General features: G+C 65.1%; 25 protein-coding genes. 16 read left to right on the top strand and 9 right to left on the bottom strand.

The window, feature by feature from the left end:
- Positions 1-83 precede the first annotated feature (83 nt).
- The 3 genes from FZI91_RS21800 to FZI91_RS21790 are packed head-to-tail and all read left to right on the top strand — an operon-like array spanning position 84 to position 2,572.
- Positions 84-1,265 carry an acyl-CoA dehydrogenase family protein gene (locus FZI91_RS21800; RefSeq protein ID WP_155941150.1) on the top strand — a complete coding sequence of 394 codons (1,182 nt, stop codon included), beginning with the start codon at positions 84-86 and terminating at the stop codon, positions 1,263-1,265.
- A complete protein-coding gene (locus tag FZI91_RS21795; RefSeq protein WP_155941149.1) occupies positions 1,265-2,086 on the top strand; it encodes an enoyl-CoA hydratase/isomerase family protein in 822 nt (273 codons plus the stop codon). Before FZI91_RS21800 ends, FZI91_RS21795 begins: the two co-directional genes overlap by 1 nt.
- 48 nt (positions 2,087-2,134) lie before the next feature.
- The gene (locus FZI91_RS21790; protein ID WP_155941148.1) at positions 2,135-2,572 is read left to right on the top strand and encodes an SRPBCC family protein; all 438 of its coding nucleotides are present in this window, start codon (positions 2,135-2,137) and stop codon (positions 2,570-2,572) included.
- On the opposite strand, the gene FZI91_RS21785 is transcribed toward FZI91_RS21790, so the two are convergent.
- Positions 2,569-3,486, bottom strand: a complete 918-nt coding sequence (locus FZI91_RS21785) for an Rv3717 family N-acetylmuramoyl-L-alanine amidase (protein WP_239001983.1) — start codon at positions 3,484-3,486, stop codon at positions 2,569-2,571. The genes FZI91_RS21790 and FZI91_RS21785 overlap by 4 nt on opposite strands.
- Before the next feature lie 28 nt (positions 3,487-3,514).
- Between FZI91_RS21785 and FZI91_RS21780 the strand changes: the two genes are divergently transcribed.
- Positions 3,515-3,859 (top strand): YbaB/EbfC family nucleoid-associated protein, encoded by a 345-nt coding sequence (locus tag FZI91_RS21780; RefSeq protein ID WP_155941147.1) that lies wholly within the window; start codon positions 3,515-3,517, stop codon positions 3,857-3,859.
- Entirely contained in the window at positions 3,852-4,460 is a 609-nt protein-coding gene (recR, locus tag FZI91_RS21775; RefSeq protein WP_162526763.1) for a recombination mediator RecR, read from the top strand. The genes FZI91_RS21780 and recR overlap by 8 nt, the downstream gene beginning before the upstream one ends.
- A gap of 146 nt (positions 4,461-4,606) precedes the next feature.
- On the opposite strand, the gene FZI91_RS21770 is transcribed toward recR, so the two are convergent.
- From FZI91_RS21770 to FZI91_RS21760, 3 genes are all read right to left on the bottom strand, one after another.
- Positions 4,607-5,320, bottom strand: coding sequence for a type 1 glutamine amidotransferase (locus tag FZI91_RS21770; protein ID WP_162526762.1), 714 nt, complete (start codon positions 5,318-5,320; stop codon positions 4,607-4,609).
- Entirely contained in the window at positions 5,317-6,582 is a 1,266-nt protein-coding gene (locus FZI91_RS21765) for a Mur ligase family protein (protein ID WP_155941145.1), read from the bottom strand. The genes FZI91_RS21770 and FZI91_RS21765 overlap by 4 nt, the downstream gene beginning before the upstream one ends.
- Before the next feature lie 113 nt (positions 6,583-6,695).
- A complete protein-coding gene (locus tag FZI91_RS21760) occupies positions 6,696-7,253 on the bottom strand; it encodes a hypothetical protein (protein ID WP_155941144.1) in 558 nt (185 codons plus the stop codon).
- A 252-nt stretch (positions 7,254-7,505) separates the two neighbouring features.
- Here FZI91_RS21760 and FZI91_RS21755 point away from each other — a divergent pair, with 252 nt between their 5' ends.
- From FZI91_RS21755 to FZI91_RS21735, 5 genes are read left to right on the top strand one after another with little or no spacing between them, the layout of a single operon-like run.
- Positions 7,506-7,952, top strand: coding sequence for a MarR family winged helix-turn-helix transcriptional regulator (locus tag FZI91_RS21755; RefSeq protein WP_162526761.1), 447 nt, complete (start codon positions 7,506-7,508; stop codon positions 7,950-7,952).
- Between the two features lie 50 nt (positions 7,953-8,002).
- Positions 8,003-9,043: a phosphotransferase family protein gene (locus FZI91_RS21750; RefSeq protein WP_375234401.1), complete on the top strand. Its 1,041-nt coding sequence runs from the start codon at positions 8,003-8,005 to the stop codon at positions 9,041-9,043.
- Positions 9,040-10,221 carry an acyl-CoA dehydrogenase family protein gene (locus FZI91_RS21745; RefSeq protein WP_155941142.1) on the top strand — a complete coding sequence of 394 codons (1,182 nt, stop codon included), beginning with the start codon at positions 9,040-9,042 and terminating at the stop codon, positions 10,219-10,221. The genes FZI91_RS21750 and FZI91_RS21745 overlap by 4 nt, the downstream gene beginning before the upstream one ends.
- Positions 10,222-10,255: 34 nt before the next feature.
- Positions 10,256-11,239, top strand: coding sequence for a DEDDh family exonuclease (locus tag FZI91_RS21740; RefSeq protein ID WP_155941141.1), 984 nt, complete (start codon positions 10,256-10,258; stop codon positions 11,237-11,239).
- The gene (locus tag FZI91_RS21735) at positions 11,239-12,390 is read left to right on the top strand and encodes a serine hydrolase (protein WP_155941140.1); all 1,152 of its coding nucleotides are present in this window, start codon (positions 11,239-11,241) and stop codon (positions 12,388-12,390) included. Before FZI91_RS21740 ends, FZI91_RS21735 begins: the two co-directional genes overlap by 1 nt.
- On the opposite strand, the gene rpsR is transcribed toward FZI91_RS21735, so the two are convergent.
- The 4 genes from rpsR to rpmB are packed head-to-tail and all read right to left on the bottom strand — an operon-like array spanning position 12,391 to position 13,346.
- Complete coding sequence (rpsR, locus tag FZI91_RS21730; RefSeq protein WP_155941139.1) at positions 12,391-12,639, bottom strand: 30S ribosomal protein S18; 249 nt, start codon at positions 12,637-12,639, stop codon at positions 12,391-12,393.
- Complete coding sequence (gene rpsN / locus FZI91_RS21725; RefSeq protein ID WP_155941138.1) at positions 12,639-12,944, bottom strand: 30S ribosomal protein S14; 306 nt, start codon at positions 12,942-12,944, stop codon at positions 12,639-12,641. The genes rpsR and rpsN overlap by 1 nt, the downstream gene beginning before the upstream one ends.
- A 1-nt stretch (position 12,945) precedes the next feature.
- Entirely contained in the window at positions 12,946-13,110 is a 165-nt protein-coding gene (gene rpmG, locus FZI91_RS21720) for a 50S ribosomal protein L33 (protein ID WP_155941137.1), read from the bottom strand.
- Positions 13,110-13,346 (bottom strand): 50S ribosomal protein L28, encoded by a 237-nt coding sequence (gene rpmB / locus FZI91_RS21715; RefSeq protein ID WP_005083638.1) that lies wholly within the window; start codon positions 13,344-13,346, stop codon positions 13,110-13,112. Before rpmB ends, rpmG begins: the two co-directional genes overlap by 1 nt.
- Positions 13,347-13,464: 118 nt before the next feature.
- Here rpmB and mrf point away from each other — a divergent pair, with 118 nt between their 5' ends.
- Together mrf and FZI91_RS21705 are read left to right on the top strand one after the other, a co-directional pair.
- Positions 13,465-14,643, top strand: a complete 1,179-nt coding sequence (gene mrf, locus FZI91_RS21710; RefSeq protein ID WP_155941136.1) for a ribosome hibernation factor-recruiting GTPase MRF — start codon at positions 13,465-13,467, stop codon at positions 14,641-14,643.
- A 9-nt stretch (positions 14,644-14,652) separates the two neighbouring features.
- Positions 14,653-14,895, top strand: coding sequence for a type B 50S ribosomal protein L31 (locus tag FZI91_RS21705; RefSeq protein WP_155941135.1), 243 nt, complete (start codon positions 14,653-14,655; stop codon positions 14,893-14,895).
- Positions 14,896-14,909: 14 nt separating this feature from the next.
- Here the strand turns inward: FZI91_RS21705 and leuA are convergent, their stop codons facing one another.
- A complete protein-coding gene (leuA, locus tag FZI91_RS21700) occupies positions 14,910-16,733 on the bottom strand; it encodes a 2-isopropylmalate synthase (RefSeq protein WP_155941134.1) in 1,824 nt (607 codons plus the stop codon).
- A 170-nt stretch (positions 16,734-16,903) separates the two neighbouring features.
- On the opposite strand from leuA, the gene FZI91_RS21690 reads away from it, so the two are divergent.
- From FZI91_RS21690 to FZI91_RS21675, 4 genes are all read left to right on the top strand, one after another.
- Complete coding sequence (locus tag FZI91_RS21690; protein WP_155941133.1) at positions 16,904-17,971, top strand: hypothetical protein; 1,068 nt, start codon at positions 16,904-16,906, stop codon at positions 17,969-17,971.
- Between the two features lie 95 nt (positions 17,972-18,066).
- Entirely contained in the window at positions 18,067-19,005 is a 939-nt protein-coding gene (locus FZI91_RS21685; protein WP_155941218.1) for a hypothetical protein, read from the top strand.
- Positions 19,006-19,020: 15 nt separating this feature from the next.
- The gene (locus FZI91_RS21680; protein ID WP_155941132.1) at positions 19,021-19,629 is read left to right on the top strand and encodes a maleylpyruvate isomerase family mycothiol-dependent enzyme; all 609 of its coding nucleotides are present in this window, start codon (positions 19,021-19,023) and stop codon (positions 19,627-19,629) included.
- A gap of 14 nt (positions 19,630-19,643) precedes the next feature.
- Complete coding sequence (locus tag FZI91_RS21675) at positions 19,644-20,219, top strand: hypothetical protein (protein WP_155941131.1); 576 nt, start codon at positions 19,644-19,646, stop codon at positions 20,217-20,219.
- Positions 20,220-20,338 lie beyond the last annotated feature (119 nt).

Genomic DNA, 20,338 nt, shown 5'->3' with positions numbered 1-20,338 from the left:
GGTTACATTAAACCTGAATCCAGATTCAGTTTTGGTCCGATCGCGCATCATTTCACCATGATTGCGCAGGTTGCGAGGTTTAGATGACGAGTTCCAGTGTTCATGTCGATGCGGCTGCGCGTGCGCGTGAACTCGCGCCCGCTTTTGCCGCTCGGGCGCTTGAGGCGGAGCGCCTGCGCCGGATGCCCGACGAAACCATCGCCGAGCTGTCGGAGTCGGGTCTCTTCAGCCTGATGGCGCCGCGCCGGTACGGCGGCGACGAGGCCAGCCTGGAAACACTCGTCGGCGCGGTCATCGAAGTGGGCAAGGTGTGCGGCTCGACCGCATGGACCCTGTGTATCTACGGGATCCACAACTGGCTGGCGGGGTTGTTCCCCGAGAAGCTGCAGGACGAGATGTTCGGATCCGCTTCGCCGCTGCTCTTCCCGGGCAGCTGGTCGCCGTCGGGTGTGGCGACCCCGGTCGAAGGCGGCTACAAGATAAGTGGGCGTTGGCAATTCGGCAGCGGCATCTGGCACGCGTCGTGGGCGTCGGTCGCCGCGGTGGTGCAACATGAAGAACCTCGGAAGTACCCGGACCTGCGTACCTTCATGATTCCCAAGTCCGACGTTGAGGTCATCGACACCTGGTACACCTCCGGCCTGCGGGGCACCGGCAGCATGGACATCGCGGTCAACGACGTCTTCGTTCCCGAACATCGGGTGCAGGAGTTCGGTCCGTTAGCGCGGGGGGAATCGCCGTCGGCCGACCTGCATGGGTCCGCCATCTATCGGATACCGCTCTTCTGCGCGCTGTCCAATGTCGCGGCCGCGCCCGCGGTGGGGATGGCATTGGGGACTGTTGAACTGTTCACCGAGAAGATCAAGACCCGCGTGATGCGGTACTCGATGCAAGAGCAGTCCAAGCTTGCGACCGCGCACCGACGGATGGGACATGTTGCGGCGCAGGCGGAATCGGCCCGCACTCTGCTCTTGCAGACGGTGCGTGATGTAGAGGACAAGCTGCAGTCCGGTGCGGGTCTGACCACCGAGGACCGGGTTGCCGTGCGACGCAACTGCGCCTACGTTGTCGAGCTCTGTAAACAGGCCATCAGCGAGGCGGTCGAGGCGTGCGGGGCATCAGCCCAATACGAGGATTCGCCCCTGCAGCGCCACCTGCGCGACGTGAACACCTTGTCCACACACGTCGTCTACGACACGGATTCGGCTTACGAGCTGTTCGGCAGGGTGCAACTCGGCCTGCCCCCGGGTTCCGTCGCGTTCTGATGGGTACTGAGCTGCCCGAGCTCACCGGGTTGCGTTGTGAGCTCACCGATCGGGTGCTGACGGTCCGAATTGATCACGGACCGCTCAATCTTCTCGACGGGGCGCTCATGTCGAGTCTGTCCCGGCTCGCCCGCTGGCTCGTCGATCGCGAGGACGTCAGGGTGGTGCTGTTCGGCAGCGCCAACCCCGACTTCTTCATCGCCCATCTGAATGTCGAAATCCTGCAAACAGATTCGGCGCGCACCGCCGAGTCGGTCGAATCCTTTCAACGGCTGGTCGGCAGGTTTCGCGCGCTGCGACAGGTCACCATCGCGCTCGTGGAGGGCCGCGTCGCCGGCGGGGGCAGTGAGCTTCTCCTCAATCTCGACATGCGGTTCGCGGTGCGCGGGAAGGCCACCTTCAATCAGGTGGAGACGGGGTTGGGCATCGTCCCTGCGGGTTCCGGCCCGCAGCATCTGGTCCAGACCATGGGCCGCGCACGTGCGCTCGAAGTGATTTTGGGTCACGAGGATTTCGACGCTGACCTGGCGGAGCGGTATGGCTGGGTGAACCGTGCCCTGGACCCCGATGAGGGGTGGAGGTTCGTGGAACGGCTAGCCCGGCGTATCGCTGTCAATCCGCTGGAACTGATCGCCGGCGCCAAGAGCACGGTCGATGCGCTGGCAGTTGACCTGGAGCCGGGGTTGGCGGCGGAACGGACGGCCATCGTTGCCGCATTCAGTGATCCACACAGCACCCACCGGATCGACACCTTCCTGACGCGCGGCGGCCAGACGGTGGACGGTGAACGGCGCCTGGGCGATCTGGTGGGCGACCCCTAGACTGCGACTACATCCAGTAGTAGAACCAAAAGTAGCGAGGGAGAACTCATGGGTCAGGTAAGCGCGTCCAGTTCGGTGTTGATCGACGCGGCGCCCGAGGCAGTGCTCGCCGCGGTCGCCGACTACCAGACTGTGCGCCCCAAGATCTTGTCCAGCCACTACCGCGACTACCAGGTGCTCGAAGGCGGTCAGGGTGAGGGCACCGTCGCGTCGTGGAAGCTGCAGGCCACCGAGTCACGTGTGCGGGATATCACGTCCAGCGTCAGCGTGGCCGGACACACCGTCATCGAGAAGGACGCCAACTCCACCCTGGTGACCAGCTGGACCATCGCACCCGCCGGGCCCGGATCGTCTGTCACCACGAAGACCGCGTGGACCGGCGCCGGTGGCGTCAAGGGATTCTTTGAGAAGACCTTTGCGCCCTTGGGGCTCAAGAAGATTCAGGCAGAGGTGCTGGCGAACCTCAAGAAGACGATCGAGAGTTAACCGCCCGCGGGAGCGGCCTCGGGTGCCGGGGCCGGCTCCGCAGCGGCAGGTGCCGTTCCGCTCAGGAACGCGACGATGCCCGCGACGACGGCCTGCGCGTACTTGGAACGGCCCTCGGGGCTCGTCATCATCGCGGAGTCTTGCGCGTTCTTCATGTTGCCGAGCTCGACGAGCACCTTTGGGTGTTGGGCGAGGTTGAGGCCTGCCAGATCAGAGCGTCCGTACAGTCCGCCGGTGCCGATGTAGGTGGACGGTGTCAGGCCGGCCGCCTGCATGCTGTCGCGCATGGTCTTGGCGAAGCGCAGCGTCGGCTCGCCCTGCACGGCGTTTACCGGCGGGCTTGAGTAGTTCACGTGGAAGCCGTGGCCTCCGGCGGGCCCGCCGTCGGCGTGGATGCTCACCACCGCGTCCGGGTTGAAGCTGTTTTCTCTAGCGGCCCGCTTGTCGATGCAGTCGGCGAGTTTGTCGTCATCGCCGCGGGTCATGGCGGTGCGCACGCCGAGCTGGGTCAGTTGCTGACGGATGAGCAGCACGGTGTTCCAGGCAAACGTGTGCTCCGGGTAGCCGCCGTCGGTGGCGGTGCCGCTGGTCTGGCAGCTCTTGGTGCCGCCGCGGCCGTCGGGTACCTGATTGTTGATCGAGCCGTCATTGGCGCCGTTGTGTCCGGGGTCCAGCACCACGATGCGGCCGGCGATACCGGGTGCCGCGCTGGCAGTGGGGATCGTCGCCCCTGTTGGTTCGAGGACAGGCAGCACCGTAACCGATGCCGCCGTTAGTAGTGCCGCCCCAACCAGGCGCCGGAGCCGCGGGGTCGGCGACACTCCATGACGCAGTCTCACTCGCACCTGGCCACGGTAGCCCGGTCGGCGGCTACCCTTGGGGGCGACCCGCCGAGGCCCGGCGAGCGTGACCAACTTGATACTCACCTGTTTAAGGAGACCCATGCAACCCGGAGGCGCCCCGGATATGTCGGCCTTGCTCGCGCAGGCACAGCAGATGCAGCAGCAGTTGATGGCTGCCCAGGCGCAGATCGCGGCAGCCGAGGTCATCGGGGAGTCCGGTGGCGGGTTGGTCCGGATCACCGCTAAGGGAAGTGGTGAGGTGACCGGCGTCCAGATCGACCCGAAGGTCGTCGATCCCGAGGATGTCGAGACGCTGCAAGACCTGATCATCGGCGCACTCGCCGACCTGACGTCGAAGACCCAGGACCTGGCAAGCCAGCGGCTGGGTCCGCTCGCGGGCGGTCTCGGCGACCTTGGTGGAGGGCTGGGATTGCCCGGTGTTTGAGGGGCCGGTCCAGGACCTCATCGACGAGCTGGGCAAGCTACCCGGGGTAGGACCCAAGAGCGCGCAGCGCATCGCCTTTCATCTACTAGGTGTCGAGGCTCCCGATATCGACCGACTGACCGCTGCGTTGACGCGAGTGCGCGACGGTGTCCAGTTCTGCGAGGTGTGCGGGAACGTCTCCGATAAGGAACGCTGCCGTATCTGCTCGGACCCTCGCCGCGACCTCGCGTTGGTATGCGTCGTCGAGGAGCCCAAGGATGTGCAGGCCGTCGAGCGCACGCGCGAATTTCGCGGTCGTTACCACGTGCTCGGCGGGGCTTTGGATCCCCTATCCGGTGTCGGTCCAGACCAGCTACGGATCCGGGAACTGTTGACGCGCATCGGAACTGAAGAAGAAGGGGTCTCCATTTCGGAGGTCATCATCGCCACCGATCCCAACACCGAGGGGGAGGCGACGGCCACCTATCTGGTGCGGATGCTGCGCGATTTCCCGGGGCTGGCGGTCACCCGGCTGGCGTCCGGCCTGCCGATGGGCGGCGACTTGGAGTTCGCCGACGAGCTAACGCTGGGCCGAGCGCTTTCCGGCCGCCGGCCGCTTTAACTCCCTCTCCCCCGCGAGACTGAAACTAGGTAGGCCCTCACTCGAACTTTCCCGCCAGGGATTCATTCTCGGCGAATTGTCGGTGGCGTGGATCATCATTCAGCCATGGACGGGGTATTCAATGCAGCGCAGGCCGTCGCGCGGGTCTACTTGGCGGACAAGCGTTCCCGGCGTAACCGCTCGACGTCGTCCAGATCTAGCGGTGTCAATTCCTGCACGTTCATCGCGCGCGCCAGCAGTAGGTCGGCCAGCTCGGGATTGCGTGCCAGACACGGGCCATGCATGTAGGTGGCGATCACGCTGCCCTGCACCACACCGTCGGTGGCGTCTCCGACACGGTTCCCTGCTCCGCGGGTGACCCGCGATAACGGCGCCGCAGCCGGACCCAATGTCGTTCCACCGCGATGGTTTTCGAATCCGGTGAGGGTGTCGTTGAGCTCATTCATGATGGGCACCCCGGCCAGTTCGCCGATGGTGCGCTTTTCTTGGGGTGAAGTTGTCACGTCCAAGAGTCCGACGCCCTCGACCCGCTCGCCCGAAGAGGTCTCGTACCAATGCCCGAGCACCTGAATGGCCGCGCAGATCGCCAGCACCGGCGCGCCGCGTTCGGCTGCGCGCTGCAGCCCGGGGTGCGCGATGAGGTGCCGAGTGGCGAGCCGTTGGGCGTAGTCCTCCGCGCCTCCCAACGTGTAGAGGTCCAATGAGTCGGGGACGGAGTCGGCCAGCGTGATCTCTACGATTTCGGCGTCGATACCGCGCATCCGGAGACGCTGACGCAGCACCACGGCATTACCCGAATCGCCGTAGGTGCCCATGACGTCGGGAAGCACCAGGCCCACACGGACAGTGGATTCGCTCACGACACCCCCTTGGCGAGTGCGCGGTTGAGATTGAGGAACGCGGTGTAGTTCGCGATCACGTCGACCTTGCCCGGCGGACAGGCCCTGATGGCCTGCACCGGATCGTGGTGCAGGGAGTGCGTGACGCTGGCGTAGCTCAGCCGGACCGCCAGGTCGGTCCCGCGCTCCCCGGAGGCGACGACGGGAGGCGTGATGGTGGCCTCCTGATCGCACGCGAAATGCTCGAAATTGACGTCCCACAGCCAGGACAGGTCCTCGCCGTCGGGCACCTGCCCGTTGACCGCGATGACAAGCCCGTCCGCGTCGGTGTCCACCATCGAAAGCGCCTCTTGCCAGCCGGCCGGGTTCTTGGCCAGCAGCAGCCGCACCGTGTGATCGCCGAGGTCGATGCTCCGGTAGCGGCCGGCCACCTCATCGACCGCCGATACGGCGTCCACTGCCGGACCCGGGCGGGCGCCGAGCTCGACGGCTGCGGCCACCGCCAGGGTGGCGTTGCCGCGGTTCGCATTGCCGGGCAGCGTCAGTGACATCGGCAGGCTGATTCCGCTGGGGCCGTAAATTCGGTCATCGTCGAACCACCAGTCCGGCTCGGGCCGCGAGAAGTCCGTTCCCGTGCTGTACCAATGGTTTCCGTCGCGCATGATGAGTTCCCCGCTGCGCGGGCAGCTCACCGAGTCTCCGGCCCAGCCGCCGCCGGCCGCGACCCAGATGACGTTCGGGTTGTCGTACGCGGCCGATGTGATGAGCACGTCATCGCAGTTGGCGACGATGACCGCATCGCGGTGCCGGGACAGGCCCTTGCGCAGGGTGCGTTCGATGTTGTTGATCTCGCCGACCCGGTCCAGCTGATCGCGGCTCAGATTGAGCAGCACGATGACCGCGGGGTTGACCGCGTCCGCGACATGGGGCACGTGCATCTCGTCGACCTCGAGCACCGCGAGCTCGGCCTCGCGAGTGCCGGCCAGCGCCGCCACCAGGCCCGCGTCCATGTTCGAACCCTCGGTATTGGTGGCCACCGGGCCGACGGTGGCGAGCGCCGCCGCGGTCATCCGCGTAGTGGTCGACTTGCCGTTGGTCCCGGTGATCAGCACAGTGCGGCGTCCGCGGCCCAGCTGCGACAGCACCGAGCCGTCCAGCTTGAGGGCGACCAGCCCGCCGATCATCGAGCCCGCGCCTCGGCCGCTGAGCCGGGACGCCCAGCGTGCCGAGCGTCCGGCGGCCAGAGCGATCCGGCCGCGCAGCGATAGGTGCTCGATGGGCATCCGCGCAGTTTATTGGAGGTGGTCGAGAGGACACGATGTCGCCTTCACCGAGCAAGCGCTCGCTGCCCGTGCGGTCGAGAGGGGATGGCCACACGGACGGCGATGAACTGGCCTTACGCGACGGCAGTCTGTAGCGATCGCTTGACGTCGTTGACTGTCGCGAGCAGGGTGGCGCTGGCCTCGGCCAGCTTCTCCTTCTGCTCGTCTGTGCCGGTCAGGGCGATAACGCGCGCCAGGCCGGCAATCTCGGTCAGCCCCGAGCGGAGCTTGAGAACGTTGACGAGCTTCGGGAAGACCTTGGTTCGGAGCGCCTGCGCGGTCTGGCTGGTGATGCCCCGCTTCGCGAGCACGTTGAGGCCGAACTCGGTCAGGGTGGCTACACCGCCGTCAGTCTTGACGACGCCGCGATGAGCGAGTCGTTCGAGCACTCGCTCGACTACGGGCTCGGGCAGCAAGATCTCACCCTCGGTCGAATCGGAGACACGCTGCACGATCTGTGCGGCACTGGCCGGCCCGTCAAGCAGCAGTGAGCCGGTGACCGCGCGCTTGATTCGGAGACCGAAACCACCCGGGCCGCCGCCGTGACCGAACCCCGGCCCGCCAAATCCCGGGCCACCGAATCCGCCGAAACCGGGGCCGCGATCTTCGAAGCCTTCATATGAATCAGACATCTAACTCTCTCTTTCTGACGATCAGGCAGCTGACCTGTCGTCGGCTGAACCCGTATCAACTTCCTTGATACCTGTGCCGAATCGAACATGTCAAGGTTCTTGATATGAGAAGCCTGAGAATTTGACTGCGAGTGTTAATCCATTGCACGGCAAGGGCTCACCAGTACGAGATATCTCGGGCCCGGGGAGGCTTGACCGAAGTGGCGAATTGAACGGACGAGTCTGCGCACGTCCTGGACGTTTCATGCCAGGATGCTTGCGATGAGTGAATCCGATGAGATCGAGCCGCTGGGGTACCTGATGTTTCGGGCCGGTGCCGTGATGCGCCCGCAGGTCCTTGGTGCGCTACGGCCACTGGGGCTTGGCATGCCGGAGTTCATGTGCTTGCGGATGCTCAACGAAAGCCCCGGGCGCACCAGTGCCGAACTGGCTCGTGAACACAATGTCTCGGCGCAGGCGATGAATCAGGTTCTCAACGGGCTGCAGAACGCCGCTCTCGTATCCCGGCCCGCGACGCCGGCCTCTGGGCGAGCGTTACCGGCCCGGGTTACCGCCAAGGGCAGGGCGTTACTCAAGCGCGTGGAGTCGGCCATCTGGGCTGCGGAGGGTGACATGTTCGGTCGGCTCGGCGCCGACGATCAACGTGAGCTCAGGCGGATACTCGGGCGGCTGATCGATGCCGCTGACGATAGCGAGTGAGTGTCTCCCCAGCCAACCAGTCGGTTGGGAGGGCGGCTAGGGTTACGCGTGTGTTCCGCGCCACAGCCGAGACGACGCCACAGGACTGGGCTGCGCTTTCGGCATGGGTGACGCGGCAAGGCCACGAGCTGGACGCCTCGGCGGCGCGACAGTTCGCCGGCGGCAAGGCCAACCTGAACTACCTGGTGACGCTGGACGGCGAACCGGCCGTTTTCCGGCGCCCGCCGGCAGGCCCGATAGCCGAGGGCGCCAATGACATGGCCCGCGAGTGGCGGGTGTTGTCGCGGCTCGCGGCCGGATTTCCGCTGGCCCCGCGTGGCCTGCTGTATTGCGCCGATCTCGACGTCCTGGGTGCACCCTTCCAACTCATCGAATACCGAGACGGCCTGGCGATCGGCGGGGACCTTCCCACCGGGCTTCCCGGTAACGCCCCGGCCCGCATCACGGCAACCCTGATCGAGGCAATGGCCGCTCTACATCGGGTGGTGCCCGACGCTGTGGGATTGGGCGAACTCGGCAGGCCCGAGGGCTTCCTGGAGCGTCAGCTCGCGGGCTGGACTCGCCGGGCTCACGCAGTGTGGCCCGAAGGGCTACCCGGCGTCGTCACCAACTTGACCGCACAGTTGGGGCAGCAGCTCCCGGAACCCTCGGGAGTCTCGTTGCTGCACATGGACCTCAAGCTCGACAACATGCTCGTCGACCGGGAAACCTTGTTCCCCAACGCCATCATCGATTGGGACATGGCCACCCGCGGCTGCCCGCTGTTCGACCTGGCAATCCTGGTGTCCTACTGGATGCAGCCGAACGACCCGGCCGCGGTGCGCGCCGTTCATCAGATGCCCACCGCCGCGCTCGGATTCGGAACCAGGGCGCAGGTCATCGCCGACTACTTCGACGCCATGGGAACGCCGTCGCGGCCCCTGCACTGGCATGTGGCCTGCGCGCGGCTTCGGCTTGCCGTCGCGTGGATGCAGCTGTACCGCAAGTGGCAGTCCGGCGACCTCGTCGGCCCCGGCTACGCAGATTTTGAAAACATCGCCATGGCTGTCCTTGATTGGGCGGCAACACAATTCACCAAGGGAGAAATATGATCGACTTCAGCATTCCGGATGAGCTGGCCGCTAAGGCGCAGCGGGTGCGCGAGTTCGTCACCGAGACCGTCATCCCGTACGAGCGTGACCCGCGGCTCACCGCGCACGGCCCCACCGACGAGCTGCGCAACGAACTCGTCGGCAAGGCCCGCGATGCCGGGCTGCTGACCGTGCAGGCGCCGGAATCCTATGGCGGCTGGGGTCTTTCCCACATCGGCCAGGCCGTCATCTTCGAAGCTGCGGGTTGGTCCACCCTGGGTCCCATCGCCATGAACTGCGCGGCGCCCGACGAGGGCAACATGTTCCTGCTCGGGAAGATCACCAGCGAGGAGCAATCCGAGAAGTTCCTGCGGCCCGTCATCGAGGGACACCAGCGCTCGGCGTTCGCGATGACCGAACCCGATGGCGCCGGGTCGGATCCGTCGCAGCTCAACACCTCCGCGACCTTCGATGGCCAGAACTTCGTCATCAACGGACGCAAGTGGCTCATCACCGGCGCACGCGGCGCCAAAACGTGGATCATCATGGCCAACCTGGAGGCCAACGATCACCTGCCCGAGGGGCCGACACTGTTCCTCTGCGACGGCGAGACAGACGGCATCGTCATCGAACGAATCATGAACACGATGGACCGCAACTACGCGGAGGGTCATGCCGTCGTCCGGTTCGACAACTTGACCCTGCCGCGTGAGGCGCTGCTCGGCGAGACCGGTCAGGCCTTCCGGTACGCGCAGCTGCGGCTGGCTCCGGCTCGCTTGACGCACTGCATGCGTTGGCTCGGCGCCGCCTCCCGCACCCAGGACATCGCGGTTAACCATGCGCGCACCCGGACCTCGTTCGGCAAGACGCTCGGCGAGCACCAGGGCGTCTCATTCATGCTCGCCGATAACGAGATCGCGCTGCACCAGTGCCGCCTCACCATTTGGCACGCCTGCTGGATGATGGACAACGGCGCCAAGGGTCGGCACGAGAGTTCGATGGCCAAGTCGTTTGTGTCCGAGGAGCTGTTCAAGGTCACCGACAGGTGTGTCCAGGTGCTCGGTGGCATCGGTATCAGTGACGAGACACCGGTGGAAATGATCTTCCGCGATATGCGTGCGTTCCGCCTGTACGACGGCCCCACCGAGGTGCACAAGTACGCCATTGGCCGGCAGGTGCTGCGGACACCGCGCGCCTAGGTCCGGTTGTCGGCACCACATGCGATCCTGAGTCATGCCGATCTGGGGGCAGACGCCCGACCACAGCCCCAAGTGGGTGGTGGTTGACCTGGAGACTTCCGGTTTTCAGCCGGGTCGGGCGCGGGTCATCAGCGTCGCCGCGCTGGCGATCGATGCAGACGGGACCATCACCGACAGCGTGGTGAGTCTGCTCAACCCGGGTGTTGACCCGGGCCCGACGCATGTCCACGGCCTTACCCCGGAGATGCTGGAGGGACAGCCGGAGTTCGCCAACGTCGTTCCCGATCTCATCGCGCTGCTGAGGGGCCGGACGCTGGTCGCTCACAACGTCGGATTCGACTACTCGTTCCTGGCCGCCGAGGCCGAGCTGGTCGGTGCCGAGCTGCCCACCGAGGCGGTGATGTGCACCGTCGAGCTGACCCGGCGCCTCGCCCTGGGTACCCCGAACCTGCGTTTGGAAACCCTTGCGGCGCATTGGGGCGTCGAGCAGCTCAAGGCACATGACGCCTATGACGACGCCCGGGTGCTCGCCGAGGTGCTGCCGCGGGTGTTAGAGCGGGCCCGGGAACGTGGAACGTGGCTTCCGATCCGCGAGGCCACGCGCAAGCGTTGGCCCAACGGTCGCGTCACGCATGACGAGCTGCGCTCGCTCAAAACGCTGGCGTCCCGCCAGCCGTGTCACTGGCTCAATCCCGGGCCGCACACTGCTGGGCAGCCACTGGTGCAGGGCATGCGTGTGGCGCTGAGTGCCGAGGTCGCTCGCACGCACGAGGAGCTGATCGAGCAGATCATGCAGGCCGGCCTCTCCTATAGCGATGCGGTCGATGAGGACACCTCGGTGGTGATCTGCAACCAGCCAAACCCCGAGCAGGGTAAGGGCTTTCACGCGCGCTCGCTCGGTGTTCCGCTATTGGACGACGAGACGTTCATGACGTTGGTCGGTCGTGTTGCCGGGGGCACCGATATCGAGCAGTTCACGGTTCCCAGCCGCGCCGGAGCTCAGTACTCGCTGTTTTGATGAGCCGAATCCTCTGTGTAGTTCTTGTGCTTGCCACGCTGATAGCCGGTTGCAGAGCAAACTCGGGAATCAGGCCCGCCGAGCTGGATACGGCGACGTCGGCCACGCTTGATACCGCCATCAGCGAGGTGCTCGCGAGTACCGGCGTCCCGGGAGCGATCGTAGGCGTGTGGGGCCCCAAGGGAAGGTACGTGCGCACCTTCGGAGTTGCGAACACCACCACCCACGAGCCAATGCATCCGGATTTCTTTCACCGGATTGGCAGTGTCACAAAGACATTCACCGTGACAGCGGTGCTGCTGCTTGTAGACGAGGGCAAGGTGGGGCTCGACGACCCGATCGCGAAATACGTGGACGGTGTTCCGGGCGGAAGCAAGGTCACTCTGCGTCAGCTCGCGCGGATGCAGAGTGGACTGTTCAATTATTCGATGTCCCTGGCGTTCAACCACGACCTGGAGGCCGACCCGCGGCGCCGCTACGGCACTCAGCAGCTACTCGACTACGCCTTCGCCCAGCCGCCCAACTTTCCGCCCGGGCAGGGTTACGAGTACAGCAACACCAATGCCGTGCTGCTGGGACAGGTTGTGGAGAAGGTCAGCGGAAAGACGCTGCCCGCATACGTGCGCGAGCATATCGCCGATCCACTCGGCTTGAGCCACACCAGCTTTCCGGACACCAACGCCATTCCCGATCCGCACGCGCAGGGATACACGCAGCTGACCCCGACCGGCCCGCTCATCGATTGCACCGACTGGAGCCCGTCCTGGGCATCGTGGGCGGGCGCCATGGTCTCGACGCTCGAAGACCTACGGGTCTGGGTGCCCGCACTGGCAACCGGCAAGCTCCTCACGCCGGCCACCCAGAAGCAGCGGCTGCAGACGGTGGCGATGCCCCCGGTTCCCGACGATATCCGTTATGGCTTGGGAATTTTCGATGCTCGAGGGTGGATCGGCCATAACGGCAGCATCCCCGGTTACCAGACACTCGCCATCTACTCGCCCGCCGAGCAGACCACAGTGGTGGCACTGCTCAACACCGATGTGGCCAAGCAGCCCGCGCAGCCCAGCACATTGTTTGGCACCGCGATCACCAAGGTGATCAGCCCGGAGCACGTCTTCCTGTTGGAAAACGCGATCCCGCAGCCGCGCTGATCACCGGTACGGCAGCAGGGCCATCTCGCGGGCGTTCTTGATCGCAATGGCGACCACGCGCTGTTGTTGCACCGTCAAACCCGTTACCCGACGCGACCGGATCTTGCCGCGCTCGGACAGGAACAGCCGCAGGGTGTTGGTGTCCTTGTAGTCAACCGATGAAATCTTCAATTTCGCAAAGAGATTCGGCTTAGCGGGCTTGGTGTCGGCAAGTTTGGCGCGGCGATTGCGTGGGGTCTTGGCAGCCATCACCAGCTCGCTTTCCGGACGCCGGGCAGCGACCCGTCGTGCGCCAGTTCCCGAACCCGCACGCGGGACAGTCCGAACTTGCGCAGGTAGCCGCGGGGTCGGCCGTCCACGGCGTCGCGGTTGCGCAGGCGTACCGGGCTGGCGTCACGTGGTTGGCGAGCCAGCTCGGCCTGGGCCGCAATGCGTTGCGCCGGGCTGCTCAACGGTTGGCGGATGATCTCCTTGAGCTCGGCGCGGCGCTCGGCGTAGCGCTCCACCACGGCGCGTCGCTGCTCGTTCTTGGCGATCTTGGATTTCTTGGCCATCTCAGCGCTCCTCGCGGAAATCGACGTGCTTGCGTACCACCGGGTCGTACTTGCGCAGCACCATCCGGTCCGGGTCGTTACGCCGGTTCTTGCGGGTGACGTACGTGTAGCCGGTGCCCGCGGTGGATCGTAGTTTCACGATGGGACGGATCTCGTTGCTCGCCATCAGAACTTCCGACCTTGAGCTCGCAGCCGTGCCACCACGGCCTCGATACCGTCGCGGTCGATCACCTTGATGCCCTTGGTGCTGACCCGGAGTTTGATGCGCCTGTCCTCGGAGGGCAGGTAGTACGTCTTGAGCTGGATATTGGGTGACCAGCGGCGACGGGTGCGGCGGTGTGAATGCGATACCGCGTTACCGAAGCCAGGTGACCGTCCTGTCACCTCGCAATGTGCGGACAACGGACCTCCCTTCGTACCCATTTGATAATGGGAATCGTTTTCGACAACTACTGCCCGGGACTGTACCGTGGGCTTCGTTGTAATGAAAATCGTTTGCAATAGAACTCGAGGAGACGTGATGCGCACGCCAGTCGTGCTGGTGGCAGGGCAAGTCGATACCGACGCCGTCGTGGCCGTCTTGGCTAGTGACCCGGGAACTGTGGTCGTGACGCACCGGTTCGACGGGCACATCGTGATGAGGACTGTCGCGAGTAGGAGTGGCACGGCCGAGGCGGCACTCGAACTGGCCCATGGTTGTGTGTCGTGCACCGTCCGCGACGATCTGCTCATCCTGTTGCGCAAGCTCCATCGCCGGGACGATGTGGGGCGGATCGTGCTGCACCTGGAGCCATGGCTCGAGGCCGATCCGATCTGTTGGGCCATCGCGACCGTGCCCGTTCGGGTAGGGCCGGGGTTTATCGACGGCCCGGCCGCACGCGACGTCCAGATCGCCGGAGTGGTCTCCTGCATCGACAGTTCGAGCTGGCTGGAACACGCACTAAGTGACGAAGAGCTCGATGACGGCCGGACGGTGGCGCAGGTGGCGATCGGTCAGGCGGAGTTCGCCGATGTCCTGGTGGTACGCAACCCTGAGGCCGAAACACTTTCGGTATTAAGACGTTTGGCGCCGCGGGCGCGCATTACCGCACGCCTCGGTCGCATCGAACAGGCCCTCGACCACGTGGAGAGTGATGCGCGACGCGGTCAGTCCGACAATCCGCACGGCGCACTGCTCGCGGGGCAACCCTCACTGGTCGTCGATGGTCGTGTCGGGCTGGTGGAATTCAACGCGCGCCGGCCCTTTCACCCGGAACGGCTGCATGCCGCCATCGATTTGCTGCTCGATGGGGTGATCCGAACCCGGGGCCGGCTGTGGCTCGCCACTCAGGACGCGCAGGCCATGTGGCTGGAGTCGGCGGGCGGCGGGCTCCGAATCTCCGCGGCCGGAAAGTGGCTTGCAGCAATGGATTCAGCCGAGGTACGGCGGTCAGACCCGGAACGGCGGGCGTTCGCCGATCTCATGTGGGACTACCGCTTCGGTGACCGGCACACAGCGATGACGGTGTTGGTCTGCGGTGCCGACAGCGCCGAGGTGCTGGACGCGCTGCGCGGTGCGCTGCTCACCGACGCGGAGATGGCCCGCCCCGAGACCTGGGGCGAGTTCGACGATCCGTTCGGCGACTGGCACGAGGATCCGTGCGAGCACGTGTCGGATCTGAGCATCGAGGCATTTCTCTACAACGGCGAACATGAATAGGAGCCAGAAATGAAACCCGGAATCCACCCCGATTACCACCCGGTTGTCTTCCAAGACACCACCACCGGAAAGAAATTCCTGACCCGCTCGACGGCGACGAGTTCGCGGACCGTCGAGTGGGAGGGTCAGGAATATCCGTTGATTACCGCCGAGGTGACGGCGGACTCTCATCCGTTCTGGACCGGCGATCGTCGGATCGTCGACACCGCCGGTCAGGTCGAGAAGTTCCGTAGGCGCTACGGGACCCGGTAGTTCGATACCGAAAACTAGCCGCGCGCAGCGCGGTTGACCGCCGACACCACAGCGCGCAGTGACGCGGTGGTGATCGACGGCGCGATGCCGACACCCCACACCGTCTGTGCCTCACCACCGTTGGGGTCGACGACCATGGCCTCCACGTAGGCTGCGGCCTGCGCGTCGTCACCGGCGCTCATGGCGTGCTCGGAGTAATCCAGGACGTTGACGGTGTAACCCACGGTCGACAGCGCATCCACGAACGCGGCCAACGGGCCGTTGCCGGCGCCGGTGATTTCGGTTTCCTTGCCGTCGACCTTCACTACGGCCGCTATGGAATCCGTGCCGCCGTCTTCCTCGGAGGCGGTCACCTTCTGGCGTATCCGCTCCAAGGGCGTGATCGGGGCCAGGTATTCATCGGCGAAGACGTCCCAGATCTCCTTGGGGTTGACCTCGCCGCCCTCGCCGTCGGTGATCTTCTGGATCGACTGCGCGAACTCGACCTGCAGGCGGCGCGGCAGCGCCAGCCCGTGATCGGATTTCATGATGTAGGCGACGCCGCCCTTGCCGGACTGTGAGTTGACCCGGATCACGGCCTCGTAGTTGCGGCCAACGTCTTTGGGGTCGATCGGCAGGTACGGCACCTGCCACAGGATGTCGTCGATGTCGGAATCGGCGGCATCCGCATCCACCTTCATCTGGTCCAGGCCCTTGTTAATGGCGTCCTGGTGGCTGCCGGAGAAGGCGGTGTAGACCAGATCGCCACCGTACGGGTGCCGTTCAGGGACCTTCAGCTGGTTGCAGTATTCGACGGTGTGACGGATCTCGTCGATGTTCGAGAAGTCGATCTGCGGGTCCACGCCGCGGCCGAACAGGTTCAGGCCCAGCGTTATCAGGCACACGTTTCCGGTGCGCTCGCCGTTGCCGAACAGGCAGCCCTCGATGCGATCGGCACCGGCCTGGAATCCCAATTCTGCTGCGGCAACGGCCGTTCCGCGATCGTTGTGCGGATGCAGGCTCAGGATCACTGAGTCGCGGCGTGCCAGGTTGCGGCTCATCCACTCGATCGAGTCGGCGTACACGTTGGGGGTCGTCATCTCCACCGTCGACGGCAGGTTGAAGATGATCGGGTTCTCGGGCGTCGGCTCGATGACGTCGCCGACGGCGTTGCACACCTCCAGCGCGTACTGCAGCTCGGTGCCGGTGTACGACTCCGGGGAGTACTGGTAGCGCCAGTGGGTATCAGGGTATTTGGCGGCTTCCTCGATGCACTTGCGGGCGCCGTCGGTGGCGATCTTCTTGATCGACTCCTTGTCGCCGCGGAAAACCACCCGACGCTGCAGGATTGATGTCGAGTTGTAGAAGTGCACGATCACCCGCGCCGCGCCCTCGCACGCCAGGAAGGTCCGCTCGATCAGCTCCGAGCGGCACTGCGTCAGCACCTGGATCGTCACATCCTCGGGGATGGCGTTCTCATGGATCAGCTCGCGGATGAAGTCGAAGTCGGTCTGGCTCGCGGAAGGGAACCCGACCTCGATCTCCTTGTAGCCCATCCGGATCTGCAGGTCGAACATGCGTCGCTTGCGGGCCGGGCTCATCGGATCGATCAGCGCCTGGTTGCCGTCGCGCAGGTCGACGGCGCCCCACTGCGGAGCGCGGGTGATCACCTTGTCGGGCCATGTCCGATCGGGCAGGTCGATCTTCTCGACTTCGTCGGAGAAGCTGCGGTACCGGTGCACCGGCATCGAACTGTTCTTTTGGGTGTTCCACACTGGCTGATCGGCGGGCGCGGGGCCGCTGGGGGTGACGATGGCGCGAGGGCTGTAGTTGAACTCGTCTGAGGAAAAGCTAGTCATGGGAAGGCTCCGGGAGTGTTATGGGATGAACTCGACCGGCACGCGAACAACCCGCGACAGGAAGCCAGTCTGGTTCAGACCCTGTCGCGGCGTCGGAGGAGGAGCGCCCGCTGCACAGACGGGACTCTACCAGCCGCGGGAAGGCCGCTCATCTGGCAAGCTCGCAGAGCATGTGGGCAGGGCGGGGGACGGCGGCGCTGTTGATTCTGCTGGCCGCTGTGCTCCCGGCGGGGTGCACGCGCACCGTGACCGGACAGGCGCGGGGCGGTGAGCCCGCGCCTGGAGTGGACTCCCTCTTCCACGGTGAGTTGTTGGACTATGGCCAGAAGCTCACCGAGGACGAAAAGACGACGCTGAAGTACGCGCGGGCGCTGCGGGGCGTCGATCCGTGCGGATTCGTCGCCAACCTCAAGGAGTTCGGTGACCCGGCCCAGTTCGTCGGCGATTTCCAGGCGTGCACGGCCAGCGTCAAGATCGCCGGGGCCCCCGGACTGACGGCGGTGGACTACCAGTACTTCCTGCAAGACACGGCGGGAAGCGGCGAGGCATTCCGCGTCGGCGACGTCCCCGTGTATGACCTGAAGGACGCGTGCGAGTACCAGGTGCCCCTGATGCTGGAACGGTTACCCGGAGCGCCGAAGAGCGCCGCCTTACAGCCGGTGCTGTCGGTGAGCCTGTACGACGTGATGTCGGAGGACACCCCCGATCCGGACTGTCGCCTCAGCAGGGAAGTGGTGACCGCAATCGCCAAGCAGCTCCCGTCGGGTCTGCAGCCCCGGTCGGCGTTGAGCGCCTACCCGATCAAGCTTGCCGAGCGGGATCCGTGCGAGATTTTGCGCGAGTATCCGGGGCAGGCGCGAAAGGTCTCGGTAGATCTGTTGGGGGACCCATTCGGTTGCGACTTCACGCTCCAAGGTTCCGATATCGACTACTCGCTGAACCTGTTGAGCAGCGGCGGCGACCTTCCCGCGGAGTACTACGAACAGTCCGAGCGCGACGGCGTCAAGTACTTCCAGAATGATGACCCGAACAGCGATGTGGGCTGCCACGCGGTCGCGCTGGTAGGAGATCCGCTGTACCCCAAGGATATCGGTGGTGGTGCTACTCAGGCAGACAGCGACCCGTACTATCCTGCGATCACGGTGGGAGCCTTCAGTGGTGAGGTAAGCGCCGATTGTGGCCAGATGCGCCAGATTCTGGACAAGGCGGTGCGACTATTCGCGAACTCCGCTCGATAGCACTGCTTCTTGTTGCCCTCGTATCGATTGCGGGGTGTACGAAAGTCGTTTCCGGCTCCGCAGCCGGACACCTCCCCGCGCTCACCGGCCAGGCGCTGTTCGCCGGCGGGGTACCCACATATGGCCAAACCGTCAGCGAGGACGTGACTACGCAGCTGGCCTATCTGCGGGCGCTGCGGAGGATCGATCCGTGTGGTCTTGTGCTGGCGCTCAAGGATGTTGGCGCGCCGACGTACATTTCGGGGGATGTGGGCGGCTGCTTCGGCTCCATCAAGGTGGCGGGTATCGCGAACCCGTCGAGCGTCGGCCTGTCCTTGCTGTGGGGTGACCCATCGCTGGATAAGCCCGAATTCACGGTGGGGCAGACCCCGGTCTACCACTCGCCGGGCACGTGCTTATTCGAGTTTCCGATCGCATTGGACAAGCTCCCGAATGCTCCGAAGCTGAAGGGGCCACGAAAGCCTATGTTGCGCGTCGTGGTCGTCGACGGTTCGCGTAGTGCCATGAGTACGAACTGCAAAGTGGCACGACCGGTTATCAACGTGTTGGTCGCCATGAACCCGGCCGAGCTGCCCGTCCGCGACGCGCTGGGTGCCTACCCGATCAAGATTGCCGAGCGGGATCCGTGCGAGATCCTCGCCGAGTATCCGGGCCGAGCCCGGGGCTTGAGGCCTTCACTGTTCGGGGACCCGTTCTCATGCCGATTCTCGCTGCAAGGCAGCGACACTCAGTACGAGCTGACCTTCAGGGCGGGCGTTGATCCGCCGTCGAAGCTGCGTCGGGACGTCCGCGACGGTATCGAGTATTTCCACGGCGAGAACAGCAGCGGTTCGGTCACCGGGTGCACCAGCATGGTGCGTTTAGGTAAGCCGCTCTACGCCCGGGATGTCCCCGGCGGCGCCCCGCAGGAGAACGGCACCCCCGAACGGGTCTTCATCGAGGTGCTGGCCTTTTCGATGAAGGACGGCGACTGTGGACCCACCCGCGCCATGATCGACAAGGCGGTGCAGGTCTTCCGGAGCTCGTTCGACTAGCAGCACAATGGCGAGATGGACAGCGACCAGATCTGGCAGGCCATCGACGCCGACCGCAAGAGTCTTGTCGATCAGTTGGCGACGATGCCCGCGCCGGATTGGGACAGACCCTCGTTGTGCGGCGAGTGGCGCATTCGCGATGTTGTGGGCCATTTGATTTACGCCAGCGCATTCTCGTGGCCGCGGGCGATCGTCGATGTGATCCAGGCGCGCGGTGATCTGGACCGCTTCGTCGCCACGACAGGGGTGCGTGTCGGCTCGGCGCCGTCGACTGGATTGCTGGCATCGCTGCGCGCCAGCGTCGGCGACAGACGAAAGCCGCCGGGTGTCGCCCCTATCGACCGGCTCATGGACCACCTGGTGCACGGCCAGGACATCGCGATACCGCTCGGCTGGCAGCGGGAGATGCCGATTGCCGCGGCCCGCGCGGCGGCCGCACGGGTGTGGGAGCGCGATCAGCTGTTCGGTGCCCGCAAACGGTTCGCGCAGCACCGTCTGGTCGCGACCGACACCGACTGGGCGGAGGGAACCGGCGCCGTCATCGAAGGCCCGGTCTCGGCGCTGCTGCTGTTGATGGCGGGCCGTGGCGAGGCGGTACGGGATCGGATGACCGGGGCACTGTGAACCGGATCCGTCCTGTGGCGCTTGCCCTAGCGGGAGCGATCGTTTTGGCCGGTTGTCATGGGCCGACATCCACCATCGACGGTGCGCCGGTGGCGGTCGGCGCGCCGAGTGAAGGCCCACGTGAGGCGAACGATTCGGCGGTCGTTTCTCGCTTCCGACAAGATATTTGGCCCCCGGTCGCCGACGTGGTCTACACCTCCAAGTTCCAGACTCCTGATACCCCGGCGTTCAACGCGATAGTCAGCAAGGATCTCGACGCGCTCGGCGTAGACCTGCTCCGGATCAAGTTGATGCCGATGCGCGCCTCAGAACCGGGCAGTACGAACGTCGTCAACGAGAGTGCCCCGGGGTTGGTGACGGTCACCGTAGGCGAACAACATTCGGACCGTGCAGTTCTCCTGGCCTGCTACTCCATCACCGGGGACTGGCTGCTGGAGTCGGGGCGTCAAAAGGTGACGACCATGAAGGTCGCCACCTTTGAACTGCAAAAGTCCGACAACTGGTACCTGCGCGACGTCGATGTCGACGACAGCAAGTCCGATGCCTTTCCTGGACCGCCGGCCACGGACTGCAACAAGGACAAGGCGTGAGCCGGCCTCGCTGTAGCCGTTCCCCCAGCGCTGGGGGATGGCAATGTCTGTTGGTGCGGGGCGCTGCCGTGGAGGGATGTTGCCAAGGCGATGGCACTGGTCAAAGAAATCGGTGTGCT

It is taken from the genome of Mycobacteroides sp. CBMA 271 (genome assembly GCF_009729205.1).
Lineage (GTDB): Bacteria > Actinomycetota > Actinomycetes > Mycobacteriales > Mycobacteriaceae > Mycobacterium.
This window is presented reverse-complemented; position numbering and strand designations above follow the sequence as displayed.